Source organism: Stenotrophomonas sp. Steno-Z1, assembly GCF_056393175.1.
On sequence record NZ_JBWJPB010000001.1, the window covers coordinates 1082436 to 1099059 of the forward strand.

General features: G+C 62.3%; 17 protein-coding genes. 15 read left to right on the forward strand and 2 right to left on the reverse strand.

Going from position 1 to position 16624, the window contains the following annotated elements:
* Nucleotides 1-14: 14 nt before the first annotated feature.
* Nucleotides 15-1691 carry a type IV secretory system conjugative DNA transfer family protein gene (locus AC06FD_RS04690; RefSeq protein ID WP_394163520.1) on the reverse strand — a complete coding sequence of 559 codons (1677 nt, stop codon included), beginning with the start codon at nt 1689-1691 and terminating at the stop codon, nt 15-17.
* A 93-nt stretch (nt 1692-1784) separates the two neighbouring features.
* Nucleotides 1785-2354, reverse strand: coding sequence for a hypothetical protein (locus tag AC06FD_RS04695; RefSeq protein WP_259203030.1), 570 nt, complete (start codon nt 2352-2354; stop codon nt 1785-1787).
* A 673-nt stretch (nt 2355-3027) separates the two neighbouring features.
* Here AC06FD_RS04695 and AC06FD_RS04700 point away from each other — a divergent pair.
* The 15 genes from AC06FD_RS04700 (at nt 3028) to AC06FD_RS04770 (ending at nt 16494) form a co-directional block, all read left to right on the forward strand.
* Complete coding sequence (locus AC06FD_RS04700) at nt 3028-3354, forward strand: hypothetical protein (protein WP_259203029.1); 327 nt, start codon at nt 3028-3030, stop codon at nt 3352-3354.
* Nucleotides 3355-3368: 14 nt separating this feature from the next.
* Nucleotides 3369-4358: a VirB8 family type IV secretion system protein gene (locus AC06FD_RS04705; RefSeq protein WP_478077105.1), complete on the forward strand. Its 990-nt coding sequence runs from the start codon at nt 3369-3371 to the stop codon at nt 4356-4358.
* Nucleotides 4355-5131: a TrbG/VirB9 family P-type conjugative transfer protein gene (locus tag AC06FD_RS04710; protein WP_394163523.1), complete on the forward strand. Its 777-nt coding sequence runs from the start codon at nt 4355-4357 to the stop codon at nt 5129-5131. Before AC06FD_RS04705 ends, AC06FD_RS04710 begins: the two co-directional genes overlap by 4 nt.
* Nucleotides 5128-6342, forward strand: coding sequence for a TrbI/VirB10 family protein (locus AC06FD_RS04715; protein WP_259203026.1), 1215 nt, complete (start codon nt 5128-5130; stop codon nt 6340-6342). Before AC06FD_RS04710 ends, AC06FD_RS04715 begins: the two co-directional genes overlap by 4 nt.
* Nucleotides 6343-6356: 14 nt before the next feature.
* Nucleotides 6357-7394: a P-type DNA transfer ATPase VirB11 gene (virB11, locus tag AC06FD_RS04720; protein ID WP_259203025.1), complete on the forward strand. Its 1038-nt coding sequence runs from the start codon at nt 6357-6359 to the stop codon at nt 7392-7394.
* A gap of 85 nt (nt 7395-7479) precedes the next feature.
* Nucleotides 7480-8454 (forward strand): lytic transglycosylase domain-containing protein, encoded by a 975-nt coding sequence (locus AC06FD_RS04725; protein ID WP_478077106.1) that lies wholly within the window; start codon nt 7480-7482, stop codon nt 8452-8454.
* Nucleotides 8455-8533: 79 nt separating this feature from the next.
* Nucleotides 8534-8908 carry a TrbC/VirB2 family protein gene (locus AC06FD_RS04730; protein ID WP_394163528.1) on the forward strand — a complete coding sequence of 125 codons (375 nt, stop codon included), beginning with the start codon at nt 8534-8536 and terminating at the stop codon, nt 8906-8908.
* Complete coding sequence (locus tag AC06FD_RS04735) at nt 8901-9215, forward strand: VirB3 family type IV secretion system protein (RefSeq protein WP_312236662.1); 315 nt, start codon at nt 8901-8903, stop codon at nt 9213-9215. The genes AC06FD_RS04730 and AC06FD_RS04735 overlap by 8 nt, the downstream gene beginning before the upstream one ends.
* A 4-nt stretch (nt 9216-9219) precedes the next feature.
* Nucleotides 9220-11688, forward strand: coding sequence for a VirB4 family type IV secretion/conjugal transfer ATPase (locus tag AC06FD_RS04740; protein ID WP_259203022.1), 2469 nt, complete (start codon nt 9220-9222; stop codon nt 11686-11688).
* Nucleotides 11689-11741: 53 nt separating this feature from the next.
* Nucleotides 11742-12506 (forward strand): hypothetical protein, encoded by a 765-nt coding sequence (locus AC06FD_RS04745; RefSeq protein ID WP_449334494.1) that lies wholly within the window; start codon nt 11742-11744, stop codon nt 12504-12506.
* A gap of 17 nt (nt 12507-12523) precedes the next feature.
* Complete coding sequence (locus tag AC06FD_RS04750; RefSeq protein WP_478077107.1) at nt 12524-13564, forward strand: TrbL/VirB6 family protein; 1041 nt, start codon at nt 12524-12526, stop codon at nt 13562-13564.
* A gap of 69 nt (nt 13565-13633) precedes the next feature.
* On the forward strand, nt 13634-14086 hold the full coding sequence (locus AC06FD_RS04755) for a DUF4189 domain-containing protein (protein ID WP_478077108.1): 453 nt from the start codon (nt 13634-13636) through the stop codon (nt 14084-14086).
* 56 nt (nt 14087-14142) lie between these two features.
* Nucleotides 14143-14601 (forward strand): DUF4189 domain-containing protein, encoded by a 459-nt coding sequence (locus AC06FD_RS04760; RefSeq protein WP_478077109.1) that lies wholly within the window; start codon nt 14143-14145, stop codon nt 14599-14601.
* A 793-nt stretch (nt 14602-15394) separates the two neighbouring features.
* Nucleotides 15395-15853, forward strand: coding sequence for a DUF4189 domain-containing protein (locus AC06FD_RS04765; RefSeq protein WP_478077110.1), 459 nt, complete (start codon nt 15395-15397; stop codon nt 15851-15853).
* A gap of 218 nt (nt 15854-16071) precedes the next feature.
* Nucleotides 16072-16494, forward strand: coding sequence for a DUF4189 domain-containing protein (locus AC06FD_RS04770; protein ID WP_478077370.1), 423 nt, complete (start codon nt 16072-16074; stop codon nt 16492-16494).
* Nucleotides 16495-16624 lie beyond the last annotated feature (130 nt).

A 16624-nucleotide genomic window follows, 5' to 3' on the forward strand; every position in this document is an offset into this window, starting at 1 on the left:
GTGGGCTCGTGGCCTCAGTGCTGCAGGGTGAGCGGCTTCACCTCGGCCTTTTCCAGCAGGCGCTTGGTGAAGTAGCTGTCCTTGTAATACTTGATCTTGGCGCACAGCACCGGGTGCGGCAGGCCTTCGTACAGCACGATTTCCTTGTCCGGCCCCATCGCCTTGAGCTCCTGCGGGAGCATCAGCGCGCGCCGCTCCAGGACCTCGTTGTCCGACACGGAGCTGGACGGCCCATGCGAGCGCGTGCGCGAACGGCGCTGGACCGTCGTATAGCCCAGCATCTCGGAATAGTCGTTCGCATCCTGCTGTTCGCGCGGCGCGTAGATGATCTGCAGCGCGTGGTTGGTGATGATCGTGCGCGACAGTTCCTTGCCATACACCGCATCCAGCTGCGCCATCGACTGGATGATCGGCAGCAGGCGGATGTTGTAGCCGGCCATGTACGAGACCGCCTTGGAGATGATGTCCACGCGGCCGATCGAGGTGAATTCGTCCATCAGCAGCAGGCACTGGTGCTTGAGCGCCTTGTCGTTCTGCGGCAGCGTCTTGGTGTTGACGTTGATCAGCTGGCTGAAGAACAGGTTCACGATCAGGCGGCTCTCGGCCAGCTTGTTCGGCTGGATGCCCACGTAGATGGTCATGCGCTTGCGGCGCACGTCGTCAAGGCGGAAATCATCGCCACTGGTGGCCGCGTCCAGGACCGGGTTCAACCACGGGTTGAGCGGCTCGCGGAACGAACCGATGATCGAGGCGAAGGTCACGTCCGCCTGCGACAGCAGGCCGGCGAAGGCGGTGCGCGCCTGCGCGCTGAGGAACGGCGCCTCGGCCATCTTCTGCAGGTACGGCTTGAGCTCGGTGCCGTCGCCGGAGGACAGGCGCAGCACCTGGCCCAGGGTCGGCTTGGGCGAGCCGGGCAGGGACTCGGCCTGTTCGAACAGATACAGGGTGAAGGCAAGGAAGGCGTTGCGGGCCTGGCCGGTCCAGAACTTGTCCTTGTCATCGCCATCGGGGTACAGCATCGCGCCGATCGCCTGCAGGTCGGACACGCGGAACGCGGGGTCGTTGGACACGTAGGTCAGCGCGTTCCAGCGATGCGAGCGGCGGTCTTCGGCAAACGGGTTGAACAGGTAGATCTCATGCCCGATCGACTGGCGCCAGCCGGAGGTCAGGTCGAAGTTCTCCTGCTTGATGTCCAGCACCACCGCCGATTCGCGGTAGTCCAGCAGGTTGGGGATGACCACGCCCACGCCCTTGCCCGAGCGCGTCGGCGCGGCCAGGATGACGAACTGCTGCCCGGTCAGGCGCAGCAGCTTGCCGTTCATCTGGCCCAGCACGATGCCGTCGTCCTTCTGCTTGAAGAAGCCCTTGCTGGCCAGGTCCATCATGCCGGCGAAGCGCGCCTTGCCGTGGATGTTGCTGTGGCTGCGCAGCTTGAACATCATCACCGTGACGGCTAGCCAGCCGGCGAACATCAGCACGGCCGAGATGGCGCCAGCGGCCTTGATGCGCCCGGCGTAGGGCATCACCTGGGGGTGGTTGAGGTTCTTGACGTACTGGTAGTACGTGCCGAACTTGGTCGCGCCGGTATCCAGCCCGAGGAACAGCAGGGTGAGCAGACCAGAAAGGTAGAGTGCCGCGATGGCCAGGATCACCGCCAGCACGGCGGAGATCAGGATACGGGGATTGTTCAAGGCGATTCCTTCGACTCGGACGTGCGTGCGTTTGCAGAGGGAGGCAATGATGCCACGCCGCCGGGTTGCCCGCGCGGCGTGGGGGTGGCCACGTTACTTCGCCTTCGGGGCCGGGGCGGCGCCGCTGCCATCGACCAAGAGGTAGTCGCTGTTCTTGCTCCAGCGGCGCTGGTCATCGGCCAGCTTCACGCACGGCGTCCCGTCGCAGGAGGTGATGGACACCTGCTGCAGGGCTTCGAGCACCTGTGCGTCCACCTGCGCCCGCTGCGCACGCTGCACGTTGTTCCATGCGGTGTAGGCGGTGGCGCCGATGATCGCGGCCGAGGCCAGTGCGATCGCGATCAGCGATTTCCAGGCCAGGGCGCGCATCCGCGATGCGGCGGACAGGTGCTCGCGCTGCAGCTGGTCGGCCAGCTGGCGCAGGCGATCCCCGGATTCGGCGATGGCTTCCACCGCCGCCGGAATTTCCTGCGAGAGCGCTTCGCGCACCGCACTTCGCGCGCTGTGCGCCAACTCCGCGCGTCCAGCGGCAACGCCCTGCCCAACGTCGGCGGCCGCCTGCCGCAGCTCGGCGGCGGCGTGCTTCTGGTCGGCAATCGCCTTGTCACATTGCTGTGTCAGGTGTCCCGCAAGCAATGCGGAATTGGTGACGAACTCTTCCATCCGTGTCTGATCCACTACGCACCTGTCGAAATCAGGGGGGCCATCTAGGCGGGAGACGCATGTTGCCAGATTGGAATGACGCGCGGCGACTCTGATGCGTGTCACACATTGTAAGAATTATCTGACAGTGTTCAGTGCTTGTTCGTAAATCGTTCGCATGGCATATTGCCATTTCGATCAACGCTGTGACTCGTCCGCGTGAAATATTCTTCACAAGAAGAAGCCTTCACATCCCGGTCGTGTTCGCCTCGTATGATTTCGTGTGAAGGTCTGGTGCAGCTTCACGGGGAATGAAGCGATTGCCACGTTGTGTAGCAGTCGATGGTGTAGTCGGAAAAGGAATTTCCAGATGATTGATGTCAAACGGGGAAAGAAGAGCGGGCCGCGGCCTGCCAAGGTTCTTCCGGGGTGTGGGAGCCCCTTGCCGTCGCTTGCACGCGGCAAACATCGCACTGAAATCCAGTAGTGGTACGTACTGCTTGCTCCCCCCGGGGGGAGTGTCGGGCAGCGATCTGCTGCATACAAAAACTATGTCTACGGTGACTTCGTGAACTGCAGTAAGCCGAATAGAAATGTGATGGCCGTCGCATTACTCTCTCTGACCGCCGTCCTGGCCGGGTGCGCTACGCCGCCGGCGTCCGAGCCGCGTGGCAAGTGGATGCCGGTCAATCGGATGTCCGAAACGACGATCGCCATTCCCTTGAACCAGTCCTACATCTACCAGGCCGCGCCGATCGACAAGACCCTCAAGGGCCTGGTCACGCGCTGGGCCAAGGATTCGGGGCTGACCCTGTCCTACCAGCACCCCAACGACTACACGCTGTACGGCCCGGTCGCCAAGATCCGCACCTCCAGTGCGGGCGAAGCGGCGGCGGCGTTGTCGGCGGCCTATGCCCCGCAGGGCGTGCTGGTCACGGTCGACAACGCACGCATCACCGTCAGCGTCGCTGGTGCGTCCGCCGCAGCGGGGGCTTCGGCCGCCGATGCCTCTGACCAGTAGTCGAGGCGCCCCGCATGTTCGGTAAAAAGAAAACCACCTCGCCCGAAATCGACCGGGCCGTCTCCCAGGGCGTGAACTTCGAGATCACCCTGGCCGAGCGCGCGCGTCGCAGCGAGCGGCGGGCCTGGATGGTCGCCTGGGCGGCCATCCTGATGTCGCTGCTGCTGGCCGGCGGCTACTTCCTGTTCCTGCCGTTGAAGGAAAAGGTCCCGTACCTGGTCATGGCCGATCCCTACACCGGCACCGCGTCGGTGGCACGCCTCACCGGCAACTTCGCCGACCGCGAGGTCACCGCCGAAGAAGCGATCAACAAGAGCAACGTGGCGCAGTTCATCCTGGCGCGCGAGTCCTACGATTCGGGCCTGATCGGCCAGCGCAACTGGCGCACCACGCTGTCCATGGCCGGCCCGGCGGTCGCGCCGGCGTACATGGCGCTGCACGCCGAGAGCAATCCGGAACGCCCGTTCCGGCTGTACGGCGCGTCGCGCGCGGTCAATGTCCGCATCCTCAGCATCGTGCTGATCGGCGGCGGGGAAGGGCGCGTGCCCACCGGCGCCACGGTCCGCTTCCAGCGCACGGTGTATGACAAGAGCAACGGGCGTACCCAGCCGCTGGACAGCAAGATCGCCACGATGGAATACACCTACGACAAGACCATGCGCCTGAGCGACGAAGACCGCCTGGCCAATCCGCTGGGGTTCCGCGTCACCAACTACCGCGTGGACAACGACTTCGCGCCCACGCCGACCGCACCGTCTGCGGCGGTGTTCCGTCCCGATGGCGCGGCTGCCGCCCCGATGCAGGCCGACCCGGCTGCTGCCGCGCAGGTGGCTTATCCCGGCGCCGTGCCGGCACCCGGCAGCGTGCCCGGTGCGGTGCCTGGCTCAGTGCCCGGCGCAGCACCCGGCGTGATGCCGGCGCAGGATCCCAATACCGGCGCATTGCCACCGATGCCAGCCGAACAGATGAACGCACAGAGTCAACAAGGGGGAGTTGTACGATGAGTAGCCCGATGCAGGCGTTCCTGCGCGGCGGCCTGGCTCTGCTGATGATGGCGGGCCTGGCACTGCCAGCCTCGGCCAAGGTCGTGGAAGAGTACGAATACGGCGCCGACAAGGTGTACACCATCCGCACCGGCCTGGGCATCACCACCCAGATCGAGCTGAGTCCGCATGAAGAAATCCTGGACTACAGCAGCGGCTTCGGCGGCGGCTGGGAAATCAGCCGGCGCGAGAACGTGTTCTACCTCAAGCCCAAGAATGTGGACGTGGACACCAATCTGATGGTGCGTACCGCGGCTCATTCCTACATCTTCGAACTGAAGGTCGTCGCCACCAACTGGCGCGCCCTGGAAGACGCCAAGTCCTCCGGCGTGCAGTACAAGGTCCGCTTCACCTACCCGGCCGACACCCTGTTCGCCGCGCAGGAAGAGAAGAAGGAAGACGAAGCCGTCTCCGAGCTGAGCACCGACGTGGTGCCGGGGCGCGACTACTACTACAACTACGATTACACCTACCGCAAGCGTCAGCCGACCTGGCTGGTGCCGGCTTCGGTGTATGACGATCGTCGCTTCACCTACCTTCGCATGGGCGACCGTTCGCGCTTCCCCAGCGGCAATTTCCCCGCGGTATTTGCGCGTGACAGCAAGACGGGCGAGGAGTTCATCGTCAACTCGACCATCGAAGGGGACACCATCGTGGTGCACGGCACCTACGCCTATCTCGTCGTGCGGCACGGCGACAATGCAATCGCCCTGCGCAGGAGGCCGGAGCTGTGAATCAGATTCCTCCCAACGAGCATGACCACGAGCCCGTACCGGCTGGCGCCCCGGCGCCCGCGCCGGCGGACTACTCCAACCCGTATACCCGCCGCAGCCAGGGCGCCGAGCCGGACCTGGACGGTGAGTCGTCGCCGTACCTGCGCGCCGACGACGTCCAGCGCCTGAACCGCAAGGCGCTCGCCTTCCTGGCGGCGATCGTGCTGGCGCTGGGTGCGCTGGCCATCTGGATCTTCTCCGGCGGCCTCTCCTCCGACAAGGAAGAGGTCAAGAAGGCGCCCAGCGCGCAGGTTGTCATTCCTGCCGCGCCGCGCGACCTGCCGGAACTGCCGCCGGAACAGCCGGTTGCCCAGGCCCCGCAGATGGTCGAGCAGCTGCCGCCGTTGCCGGTGGTCGATGACAGGCCCGAGCCGATGCTGATGGGCGACAACGGCGGTCCGCGCCAGCCCGAGCCGATGTCGCTGCTGGAGCGTCGCATGCTGGACGCCGGTGCGGCCCAGGCCGCCGCGCAGGGCGAGGGTGAGGCACAGCCGCCGTACCCGATGATGCCCGGCATGCCCGGTGCCCAGGCCGCGCCGCCGCCGCGTCGTGCCGCCGACGGCCCGACCAGCGCACAGCCGCTGTACAAGCCGAGCACGCTGCTGCTGCGCGGTACGTACATCCGCTGCGTGCTGCAGTCCCGCGTGATCTCGGACTTCCCGGGCTACACCTCGTGCGTGGTCACCGAACCGGTCTACTCGTTCGACGGCAAGCGCCTGCTGCTGCCGCGCGGTTCCAAGATCCAGGGCTCCTACGGCGGGGACGACACCATCGGTGACCGCGTGGCGATCGTGTGGGATCGCATCACCACGCCCACCGGCCTGGACGTCAACATGAAGAGCCCGGGCGTGGACAACCTCGGCTCGGCCGGCAATCCGGGTTACTACAACGCGCATTGGGGCCAGCGTATCGCCTCGTCGCTGCTGATCAGCATCCTGGCGGATGCCTTCAAGTACGCCGCCGCGGAGAATGGTCCGGAGAGCTCGACCGTCGTCAACGGTGCCGTCGTGCAGAACCCGTATGAAAGCGCCACCGCACGCACCATGGAGCGCATGGCCAACGTCGCCATGGAACGCAACATGGCCCGTCCGGCCACGGTGACCATCAATCAGGGCACGATCGTGAACGTCTACGTCTCCCGCGACGTCGACTTCTCGGCCGTGATCCGCTGAGCGAAGACACTGGAATGAGCAGCGAAACGGCCACCGTCGCCAAGGTCTCCAACGATTTCCTGGATTATCAGTACCATATCCTGGGAATCGGCGAGCACATGCAGTCGTCCGACGTGACCGAAATCTGTATCAATCGGCCGGGTGAGCTGTACCTGGAAACCCGCGACGGTTGGCACCGCGCCGATGCCCCCACGCTCACCTATGAGCGTGCGCGGCAGTTCTGCACCACGGTGGTCAACGAGAGCAACACCGGCCAGCGCATCACCGATGCCGACCCGATGGTCTCGTTGACCTTCCCGACCGGGCAGCGTGCGCAGTTCGTGATCCCGCCCGCCTGCGATTCGGGGCGGGTCTCGATCACCATCCGTATGCCGGCACGGTTCGGCAAGTCACTTGAGCAATACGAGGAAGACGGCTTCTTCAGCGAGATCCTCGAGCAGGCGCCCACGTTGAGCGACCACGACCGCGAGCTGGTCGAGCTGCGTGCCCAGCGCGACTACGCCACCTTCTTCAAGAAGGCCGTCCAGTACCACAAGAACATCGTGGTCTCCGGTGCCACCGGCAGCGGCAAGACCACCTTCATGAAGTCGCTGGTCAACCACATCTCCCACCAGGAGCGCCTGGTGACCATCGAGGATGCGCGCGAGCTGTTCCTGGCGCAGCCCAACGTGGTCCACCTGCTGTATTCCAAGGGCGGGCAGAGCTCAAGCAACATCACCGCCAAGTCGTGCATGGAAGCATGCCTGCGCATGAAGCCGGACCGCATCATCCTGGCCGAGTTGCGCGGCGATGAGTCGTTTTACTTCATCCGCAACTGCGCCTCCGGCCACCCCGGCTCGATCACCAGTTGCCACGCCGGCAGCACCTCGCAGACCTGGGACCAGCTCGCGCTGATGGTCAAGGCCTCCAACGAAGGCTCGGGCCTGGAGTTCGAGGTCATCAAGCGGCTGCTGAAGCTCACCATCGACGTGGTGGTGCACATCAAGGCGCATGCCGGCCGCCGTTTCATTACCGGGATCGATTTCGATCCCACCCGAGGGCTCGCGGAATGACCGGTATCGCTACCAGCGTCATCCGCGGACGCTCGCCTGCGTTGCGTGCACGTGTTGCGCGCACCACTGGAAGGAGGGGCTCCTGATGTTGCCAGGTCTTGAGTTGGCGGCATGCACCGAACTGGCCGTGCCGGCAGAGGTCATGCACCACGTCGTCCGCGTGGAATCGTCCTTCAATCCCTATGCCATCGGCGTCGTCGGTGGTCGGCTGGCGCGCCAGCCCAAAAACCTCGGCGAAGCCCTGTCCACGACCAAGATGCTGGAACGCGAGGGCTACAACTTCTCGCTGGGGCTGGCCCAGGTCAATCGCTACAACCTGCAGAAGCAGGGGCTGGACAGTTATGAGAAGGCCTTCAGCATGTGCCCGAACCTGCAGGCGGGCTCGCGCATCCTGGCCGAGTGCTACAGCCGTTCCAAGCAGGACTGGGGCAAGGCCTTCAGCTGCTACTACTCCGGCAACTTCACCACCGGCTATCGGCACGGCTACGTGGACAAGGTCATGACCTCCTGGCGCGGCTCGGTCGCCGCCGCTGGCGGTGCCATCCCGGTCATCCGCAATCGCGGCGGCAGCGCGCCGGTCACCCGGATCCAGGTGCCGGTGGAGCCGGCGGCCAGCCGCGTGCTGCGCCGGATCGAGGAAGCCGCGCTGAGCGGGGCCGGGATCGCGCCGGCCACCCGCAGCAGCGGGTACTCGGCGGCGGCCGGCCAGGTCTATCCCTCGTCCCAGGCCAGTTCGGTCTATCCGACCTCCACCGCCAACGGCGTCTATCCGACCTCCAACGCGCAGTCCGTGTACCCGGCCACGGCCGTGCCCGCGCGGCGTGCCGCAGGGCAGGGCGGCACCGGCCCCGAGGCCGCCCTCCAGGCCATTCTGGCCGGCGCACAGGGTTCCGAAGACGCGCCGGTCCTGCTCCAACCCAGTGGTGCGCCCCCGGTTTCACAACCGTCCGGTGCACCGCCCGTTACGCTGCCCTCGGGGGCGGCGGGGCGACGCTCACCGATTTCGAACCAGACACCGGCCGCGGGAGTCCCTGAAAGGGACGCCGCGTTGGTGTTCTAGGTCGATTTCGACTCCGGCCGATGCCCGGCCTTGTAGTAAAGCGCAGTTCTCTCCTTCCACAACCACGGGGATTCAACCCATGAAGATCGAAGCCAAGCGTCACCTCTCCACCATCGCCCGCCGGGTCTCCTCGGCCACCGCTGCAGCCACCCTGTTCGCGCTGCCGCTGATTGCCATGGCACAGGACGGCACCGGTGCGACCGGCCGCGTCAACAAGTTCTTCGAGAACGTCAATGGCATCCTCAACGTCGCGTCGATCGCGGTCGTGACCATCGCGGTGATCTTCGCCGGCTACCAGATCGCCTTCGCCCACAAGCGTATCGCCGACGTGGCACCGGTCCTGATCGGCGGCTTCCTGATCGGCGCCGCCGCCCAGATCGCCAAGATGCTGCTGCCGGCCGACGTGACCGCCACCACCATGGTCATCGCGGAATCCCTGCTGAAGTATGCATAAGAACGCGCTATTTCGCGGTTGCACACGCCCGGCCATGTTCATGGGGGTGCCGTATCTCCCCTTTGCCATGGCAGCGGGCGTGTGCATTCTTTGCACGTTCTACTTCAACATGTTTTTCCTGCTGCTGCTGCCGGTGATCATCATGGTCATGCGGCAGATGGCCCGTCGGGACGAAATGATCTTCCGCCTGCTGGGGCTGCGGCTGCAGTTCCGCTTCAGGGCCAGGAACATCAAGCACCATAACGGCATGTGGGTGTTCACACCCAACAGCTACCGCAAGTCGCTCGAAGAATCCTCCACGGACTAGTCCAATGCTGGCGCCAGATACCCCGATCGCCGATTTCATCCCGCTGTCTTCGCACGTGTCACCGCAGGTCGTGAAAACGACGGGCGGCGACTACCTCATCATCTGGCGCCTGGATGGGTTGCCGTTTGTCGGGCGAGAAGAGTGGGAGCTGGAGCACCGGCACAACACCTTCAACCGGATGTTGCAGACGCTGCGTGCGCCGGATTTCGTGAACGTCGCGTTCTGGGTGCACGACATCCGTCGACGCGGTCGGGTGGAGCTGCGCAGTTCGTACGAGCATGTGTTCAACCAGCAGCTGTCGGATGAGTACTTCCAGCGGCTCTCGTCTGAAAAGATCATGCAGAACGAGCTGTACCTGACCATGCTCTACCGGCCGATCGTGTCCGGCAAGCGGTTCGTGGAGAAATCCGCGGATGTCTCGCGGCTGCAGTCCGAAGAGGACCAGGCCGTGGGCAAGATCATGGAGCTGGCCGGCAATGTGGAAGCGGTGCTGAAGGACTATGCACCGGTCCAGTTGGGCATGTACGAGGAAAAGAACGGCGTGGTGTTCTCGGAGGTGCTGAGCTTCCTCGGCTACCTGCTGAACCGGGTCGAAGAGCCGGTGCCCGTCCTGCGGGCACCGGTCTACGACTACCTGCCGGTCTCGCGCCACATGTTCTCGGCGCGCTCGGGCGATTTCGTGATCAACACCCCGAGCGGCAAGAACCACTACGGCGCCATCCTCAACATCAAGGAATATACGGATGCCACCTATCCGGGCATCCTGAACAACCTGAAGTACCTGGATTTCGAGTACGTCATCACCCATTCCTTCAGCCCGATGGGCCGCCAGGATGCGCTCAAGATCCTCGAGCGTACCAAGGGCATGATGATTTCCTCCGGAGACAAGGCAGTCAGCCAGATCTCCGAAATGGATTACGCCATGGACCAGGTGGCGTCCGGCAACTTCGTGCTGGGCGAGTACCACTTCATCCTGACGCTGTACGCCGACGACCAGAAGTCGCTGTCGGTCAACCTGGCAACGGCCCGTGCCGAGCTGTCCAACGCCGGTTTCGTCTCGGCCAAGGAAGACCTCGCGGTCTGTTCCTCGTTCTACTCGCAGCTGCCGGGCAACTGGAAGTACCGCACGCGCGTGGCCAACGTAAGTTCGCTGAACTTCCTGGGCCTGTCGCCGCTGCACAACTTCGCCACCGGCAAGCGCGACAACAACCCGTGGGGCCAGTGCCTGACCGTGCTGCAGACCACCAACGGGCAGCCGTACTACTTCAATTTCCATGCCACCCACCCGGCCGAGAATTCGCTGGGTGAGAAGGCGATCGGCAACACGATGGTGATCGGCAAGTCCGGTACCGGCAAGACCGCGTTGATCAACTTCCTGCTCAGCCAGGTGCAGAAGTACGATCCGTCGCCGACCATCTTCTTCTTCGACAAGGACCGCGGCGCCGAGATCTTCGTGCGCGCCTGCGGCGGCAACTACCTGGCACTGGACAACGGCGAGCCCACCGGCTTCAACCCGTTCCAGTGCGAGAACACCGACGCCAACGTTCAGTTCCTCGGCGACCTGGTCAAGGAGCTGGCCGGCAAGGTCACCTATTCGGCACGCGAAGAAGAGGACATCTTCCGCGCGGTGGAAAGCATGCTGGACATGCCGATGCAGTATCGGACCATGACCAACTTCCAGAAGAGCCTGCCCAACATGGGCGACGACGGCCTGTATGCGCGTATGCGCAAGTGGACCGCCGGCAACACGCTGGGCTGGGTTTTCGACAACCCGGTCGACATCATCGACCTGGAAAAGGCCAACATCATCGGCTTCGATTACACCAATGTGATCGACAACGTCGAAGTGCGCGTGCCGGTCATCAACTACCTCCTGCACCGCCTGGAGGAGCTGATCGACGGTCGCCCGCTGATCTACGTGATGGACGAATTCTGGAAGATCCTCGACGGCGGTGGCGCGCTGAAGGACTTCGCCAAGAACAAGCAGAAGACGATCCGTAAGCAGAACGGCCTGGGCATCTTCGCCACCCAGAGCCCGGAAGATGCGCTGGCCAGCGACATCTCCGCGGCGCTGATCGAACAGACCGCCACATTGATCCTGCTGCCCAACCCCAATGCGTCCCGCGAGGAGTACATGGAGGGGTTGAAGCTGACCGAGGCCGAGTTCGAGGTGGTCGTCAAGCTCGACGAACGCTCGCGCAGCTTCCTGGTCAAGCAGGGCCACGGCTCCACTGTCTGCCAGCTCAACCTGCGCGGCATGGACGACGCCCTGGCGGTCATCTCGGCCAGCACGGACAACATTGAAATCATGGATCGCATCGTGCGCGAGCAGGCCGAGCGACTCGAAATCGACCGATCGGAATTGACCCCGGACCAATGGCTTGAAGCCTTCTATGCAAACCGCAAGGGCTCCGGCCGTGGTGGCAAGACAGGCGGGGAAACTTCTGAACGCAGGCGGGCGGTTACGCGCTGATATCCGGCGCGCACTGGCTGTATAACCCAGATAGAGACTAGTGGAGGTGGAAAATGGCATCCCAGGGCAATCTTAATCGTGGTACCGAGCGCAGCTTCGATGCCGCGTGGACCCGCATGTTTGGCAACGGTCCCGTGCTGCCGAGGGCGAACCGTTGGCTGGTGCTGTCGCTGGCCATCGCCTCGTTGCTGGGGGCCGGTGTGGCCATGGCGGCGTGGGAGGTCAATGACTCCAAGACGCAGAGCAAGCTGGACAGCAAGCTGGGTAACAAGGGCACCGTGACCGGTCAGCTGGACGACATCAACACGAAGTTGAGCGTCAGCAAACGGCAGAACGACGACACGCCGACGATGGTGGCCGAGCCGACCGGTGACGAGAAGCTGGACAAGATCAAGCCCGGCGCCACAGTGATGTCGATGGAGAATCTGTGCGTCAAGGGCGCCGATACCCAACTGGCCAAGCACCAGTTGGAGCTGTGCCAGGAGATGGCCAAGACCGAACTGGCCAAGTATCGATTCTCCATGCGCATGTTCGACCGCTCCAAGGAGAACTATGATCGCCTGAAGCAGATCCAGACGCGTCGTCGGCAGTTGGCTGCAAACGACTACGCCAACCTCCAGTACAACACCAACGAGCTGTTGGCGCTCACCGCGTTGATGGATAACGATCGGGATCGCTACCAGACCTACATGGCTGCCTACGACGCGCGGATTCTGCATATCCAGAACACCCAGGTCGCGCTCACGCGGAACGCGCTCAAGGGCGGCGGCGGCAGTAGCTTGTCTGGCTTGCTCAGCGGCGCGGCGTCGTCGTTCTAAAGGACCGGGGAAAACTTATGCTGCTCTTCGCTATGCCATTCGACCCCTCTGGCTTCGTCCAGTGGGCGTTCTTTACCGGTCTTTTCGAACTGGTGAACAACGAAATTGAGTCTTTCCAGGGCGACATGCTCGGCCGCGCGACCAGCTGGGTCAGTGGCGTTTCATTGACCTTGCTCACATTGTGGGTCCTGATGCAGGGCTTCATGATCATCACGGGGCGAAGCCGTGAATCGCTGATGTCTCTGGTCGTGGGCTCGCTGCGTGCGTTCCTGATCGTCATCGCGGCCACCTCGATGTCGTTCGCGGGCACCAATGTGACGAAGTTCCTGACCGATTCGCTGCCGCAGGAAATCCATCAGGTCGTCACCGGCAAGGATGACAAGGTCGAGGACGCCATCGACGACAACCTGAAGATCATGGGCTTCATCTTCACGCTGATGGATGCGTTGCCGACCATCAAGGATCAGGAGAACACGGACAAGCAGGCCAAGACCTCCGCCCTGATCGGCGTGGGTATTGCCGGGCCTTCGGTCATTGGCGGGGCCATGTTGCTTCTGTACAAGATCGGCCTCGTGTTGTTCGTGGGTTTCGCGCCGATCTTCATCCTTTGCCTCCTTTTCGATCAGACCAAGGAGCTGTTCAAGCGCTGGTTGCTCTACGGGATCGGCACCATGTTCTCGATGGCGGTTCTGTCGTTCATGGTTTCGGTGGCAACGAAGGTCGTCGCGGTGTCGGCAGCGTTGATGATCGCCGCGTACTACGCCGCGTCCAACCCCGGCTCTCCGGTGACAGGCGTCATGGGCGCCTTCGGATTCGGCCAGGGCATCAGTTCCGCTGCGGTGCAGCAGGGTGGGGTGGGACTGTTGATGTCGGTGCTGATGGTCATGTCCCCGCCGATGGCAGCGATGTTCTTCAACGGCACGCTTGGTTCATTTGCGGCTAACTCTAGCTTCGGTAACGTGGGTCGCAACAGCACTGGTCAGCAGTCTGACTTTACGCAGGGAACCAATCGCGTAGAGTCTGGAGAAAGGGACCATAAAAGTAATAAGAAGGGGTAACGTTACGCGCGAGGCACTCGTTTCCGCTTTCCCTGGATAGACAAGATTTCATCGATTGGAGAGATGTAAATGAGATTATCCTTGTTCAGTGGATCGGTCCTTCTTGTAGCCGGCTTGATAACGGCCCCTGCCCAGGCACAGCAGCCCGGATCCGTTGAGTACAACACCGTATTTTTGCCGGCCCATGGGGTAGGAGATACGGTCCGCGCGTCGGAGTTGGATAGATGGGGTGCAATTGCCACTGGTAAGGGTGATGCACTCGGATTCGTGGTTGATGCGCGCTCTGAAAAGGAGGCAAAGACGAAGGCGGTTGCAGATTGCTCCTCTGGTGGCGGCGAGAACTGTGAGGTTGAGGACGTCTTCACTAATGTTTGCATCGCCGTTGCCAGTAGCCCAGATGCCAACTACTGGTCTAGCGGGTCGCCAAGCCGCAACACCGCTAAGACTTTGAGGGAGCGGGCACTGAAAGGATGTGGGGAAAATTGTAAGATCATCCGGGAGGGGTGTGCTTACAAATTCTAACTGCGACTTCGGTCTGGGCCCGTCCCTCCTCTTCGCGTTCCAACGAAGGAGGCCTAATGAGCGCGAAGCTGATTAAAATTATCTCCACCTGTTCTTTATTGGTTCTATTCGCAAATTCCGGATTTGCACAGCAGCCTGGATCCGTGCAGTACAACACGCAGGTTCTACCCGCGAATGGAATTGTCTCTCGAAGTGCCTTGCCAGACAGGTGGGGTGCTATTGCGATAGCAACGGATCAGACTGACTACTTGGGTTGGAAGGACGACGCGACCAGCAAGGAAGAGGCTGAGTCCGCTGCTCTAGAGTTGTGCAAGTCGGCAGGTGCCACTAAATGTAAAGTGGTTGGTAGCTTTGCCAACTCTTGCGCGGCCCTCGCGATTGGCACTGATAGGTACGGAGTGTCGTACACCGGGGTCACGCGGAGAAGTGTCGCCTATACGAAAAAGGACGCTATAAAGCACTGTGGCTTCGATGATTGCAAGATTGTTCGCTCTGGCTGCACTGTCCCAAACTGACGGTCTTATAGGCTGTTGATTCGATTCTCAGATCGCTACGTGCCTTGAGCACTTTATTCGGCAGAGTCCATCGACGGCGAACGCTCGGCAGCGGATCGGGCAGAGATATGCGTTGATATCAGGCTGCCGGCGTGTCTCTTTATCGGGATGGTGCTTCTATAGGCTAGCTCGGCGAAATGGAAAGGCTGGCAGTTAAAACGACCCCCACGCGCTGGCATTGACTGATGGCGGCGGCAAGGTGGGCGGTTGCTGCATCGCGGACACAAAGGGACACCAAGTTCGCCAATGCTCACGCCGCGTTGGCTGCCGGCGGCACCTGCGATACCATCGCCAACGCCGCCTCTGTCGATTGATGGCTCCAAGGGTTAATTGACGCGCGCCTGGAGCGCTCGGCTTGGCAGGTTACGTGTGACCGGCCGAGCCATAGTGATGAACTGGATCCCTGAAGCCAAGATTGAGGTCAATCTCCGCTAGCAATTGCATGCGCAGGAGCAAACCAGGGCCGAGGTCTGCAACTGCGCCGCGGTCTACTACAGGCCATCCAGAATGCACTCGCCGCTGTGCTTCGTCAGCCAGGGACACTTCGAACCTCGGCATATGACTGAACCCCGTTGTCATGATTCGAGAGATGGATCACAGGTCCACAAGCGAACGCTGGGGTAGAAATTTCAATTCGAAATGGTGGCCACTTAGGCATGCTTCGAGCGTGTCCGTGTATTGGTATCGGTCGCCCGGTAGGTCAGCGTGAATCGAGCGCATTGCAAAAATTGCAATGTCATTTAAAGGGAGCGTCATGAAATTCGGACTCAGGCATTTGTTCTCCGCGTCTCTTTTGGTGATTGGCTTCGGAGGTGCCGCATCCGCACAACAGCCGGGCTCCGTGCAATACAACACGCAGGTTCTTCCCGCGAACGGAATTGTCGCTCGTAATGCCTTGCCGGACCGGTGGGGAGCTATTGCGATCGCAATGGATAAGAGCGACCGCTTGGGCTGGAAAGACGACGCGACTAGCAAGGAGGAAGCCGAAGCGGGTGCTCTCGAGTTGTGCAAGTCGGCCGGTGGGGGCAAATGCAAGATAATTGGTACGTTTGCCAACTCCTGCGCGGCCTTGGCGTTCGGTACTCAAATGTACGGAGTGTCGTATACCGCATACACGCGACGAAGTGTTGCCTACACGAAGAAAGACGCTATAAAGCAGTGTGGCTTGGAAGATTGCAAGATTGTTCGCTCTGGCTGCACGGTCCCAAACTGATGGCATTGCAGAGTGCTGATTTCAGTTCTTGACCGCTACGTCCCTTGAGCGCTTGAGTCGGCCAGAGCCTGCGACAAGGTGATGGCAAGGGGCGGCAGCGTGAAGGCGGGGTAGCGCGCGGAGGCGGCAGCGAAACCTTCCCGTGCGTCGTGAGCGGTCGCATTAGCCCAATTCGAGGGGGTCCAGTGAAGATTGCAGTAGGGTGTGCTTTTCTGGCAGTGCTTTTCGGGCAAATCGCTCCGGCGAACGCCCAGCAGGCAGGTACCGTTGAATACAACACGGTCTACCTTCCAGCACACGGCGTCGGGGACACACAGCGCCCCAACCCTGGGAATCGTTGGGGGGCAGTAGCCACTGGTAGAGGGGCAGTGCTTGGCTTTATGGTGGGTGCCAAGTCGGAGAGTGAGGCCAAGAGAGCAGCAATCGGTGACTGCGTCGCCGCCGGTGGCAAGGAGTGCTTGGTGGAAGAGACCTTCGTCAATTCCTGCGCCGTCGTTACGATGAATTCCAGCCAGTTCTCCTGGTCTACGGCCGATCCGGCGAAGCATTCGGCGGAATGGCTCAGGACACGAGCACTTGGCAAGTGCGGAGCGGACGACTGCAGGATCATTCGCGAGGGATGTGCCAGTCCGGTGCGCTAATGTCAGTGGCGAGCGGCATTGCGTTCTTAGCGCAGCCGTCATCGGCGTATGAGCGATCTACGCCTTTCACTGGGCGACGTTAGGGCCGCTCCTCCGGTCCCAGTGCTCCACATCATCAGGCTTACTCCGT

Bases quoted from the DNA above. Each gene is read 5' to 3' on its own strand.
- AC06FD_RS04695 (WP_259203030.1), bottom strand. From the start codon at position 2,354: ATGGAAGAGTTCGTCACCAATTCCGCATTGCTTGCGGGACACCTGACA.
- AC06FD_RS04700 (WP_259203029.1), top strand. From the start codon at position 3,028: ATGTCCGAAACGACGATCGCCATTCCCTTGAACCAGTCCTACATCTAC.
- AC06FD_RS04705 (WP_478077105.1), top strand. From the start codon at position 3,369: ATGTTCGGTAAAAAGAAAACCACCTCGCCCGAAATCGACCGGGCCGTC.
- AC06FD_RS04710 (WP_394163523.1), top strand. From the start codon at position 4,355: ATGAGTAGCCCGATGCAGGCGTTCCTGCGCGGCGGCCTGGCTCTGCTG.
- virB11 (WP_259203025.1), top strand. From the start codon at position 6,357: ATGAGCAGCGAAACGGCCACCGTCGCCAAGGTCTCCAACGATTTCCTG.
- AC06FD_RS04725 (WP_478077106.1), top strand. From the start codon at position 7,480: ATGTTGCCAGGTCTTGAGTTGGCGGCATGCACCGAACTGGCCGTGCCG.
- AC06FD_RS04730 (WP_394163528.1), top strand. From the start codon at position 8,534: ATGAAGATCGAAGCCAAGCGTCACCTCTCCACCATCGCCCGCCGGGTC.
- AC06FD_RS04735 (WP_312236662.1), top strand. From the start codon at position 8,901: ATGCATAAGAACGCGCTATTTCGCGGTTGCACACGCCCGGCCATGTTC.
- AC06FD_RS04740 (WP_259203022.1), top strand. From the start codon at position 9,220: ATGCTGGCGCCAGATACCCCGATCGCCGATTTCATCCCGCTGTCTTCG.
- AC06FD_RS04745 (WP_449334494.1), top strand. From the start codon at position 11,742: ATGGCATCCCAGGGCAATCTTAATCGTGGTACCGAGCGCAGCTTCGAT.
- AC06FD_RS04750 (WP_478077107.1), top strand. From the start codon at position 12,524: ATGCTGCTCTTCGCTATGCCATTCGACCCCTCTGGCTTCGTCCAGTGG.
- AC06FD_RS04755 (WP_478077108.1), top strand. From the start codon at position 13,634: ATGAGATTATCCTTGTTCAGTGGATCGGTCCTTCTTGTAGCCGGCTTG.
- AC06FD_RS04760 (WP_478077109.1), top strand. From the start codon at position 14,143: ATGAGCGCGAAGCTGATTAAAATTATCTCCACCTGTTCTTTATTGGTT.
- AC06FD_RS04765 (WP_478077110.1), top strand. From the start codon at position 15,395: ATGAAATTCGGACTCAGGCATTTGTTCTCCGCGTCTCTTTTGGTGATT.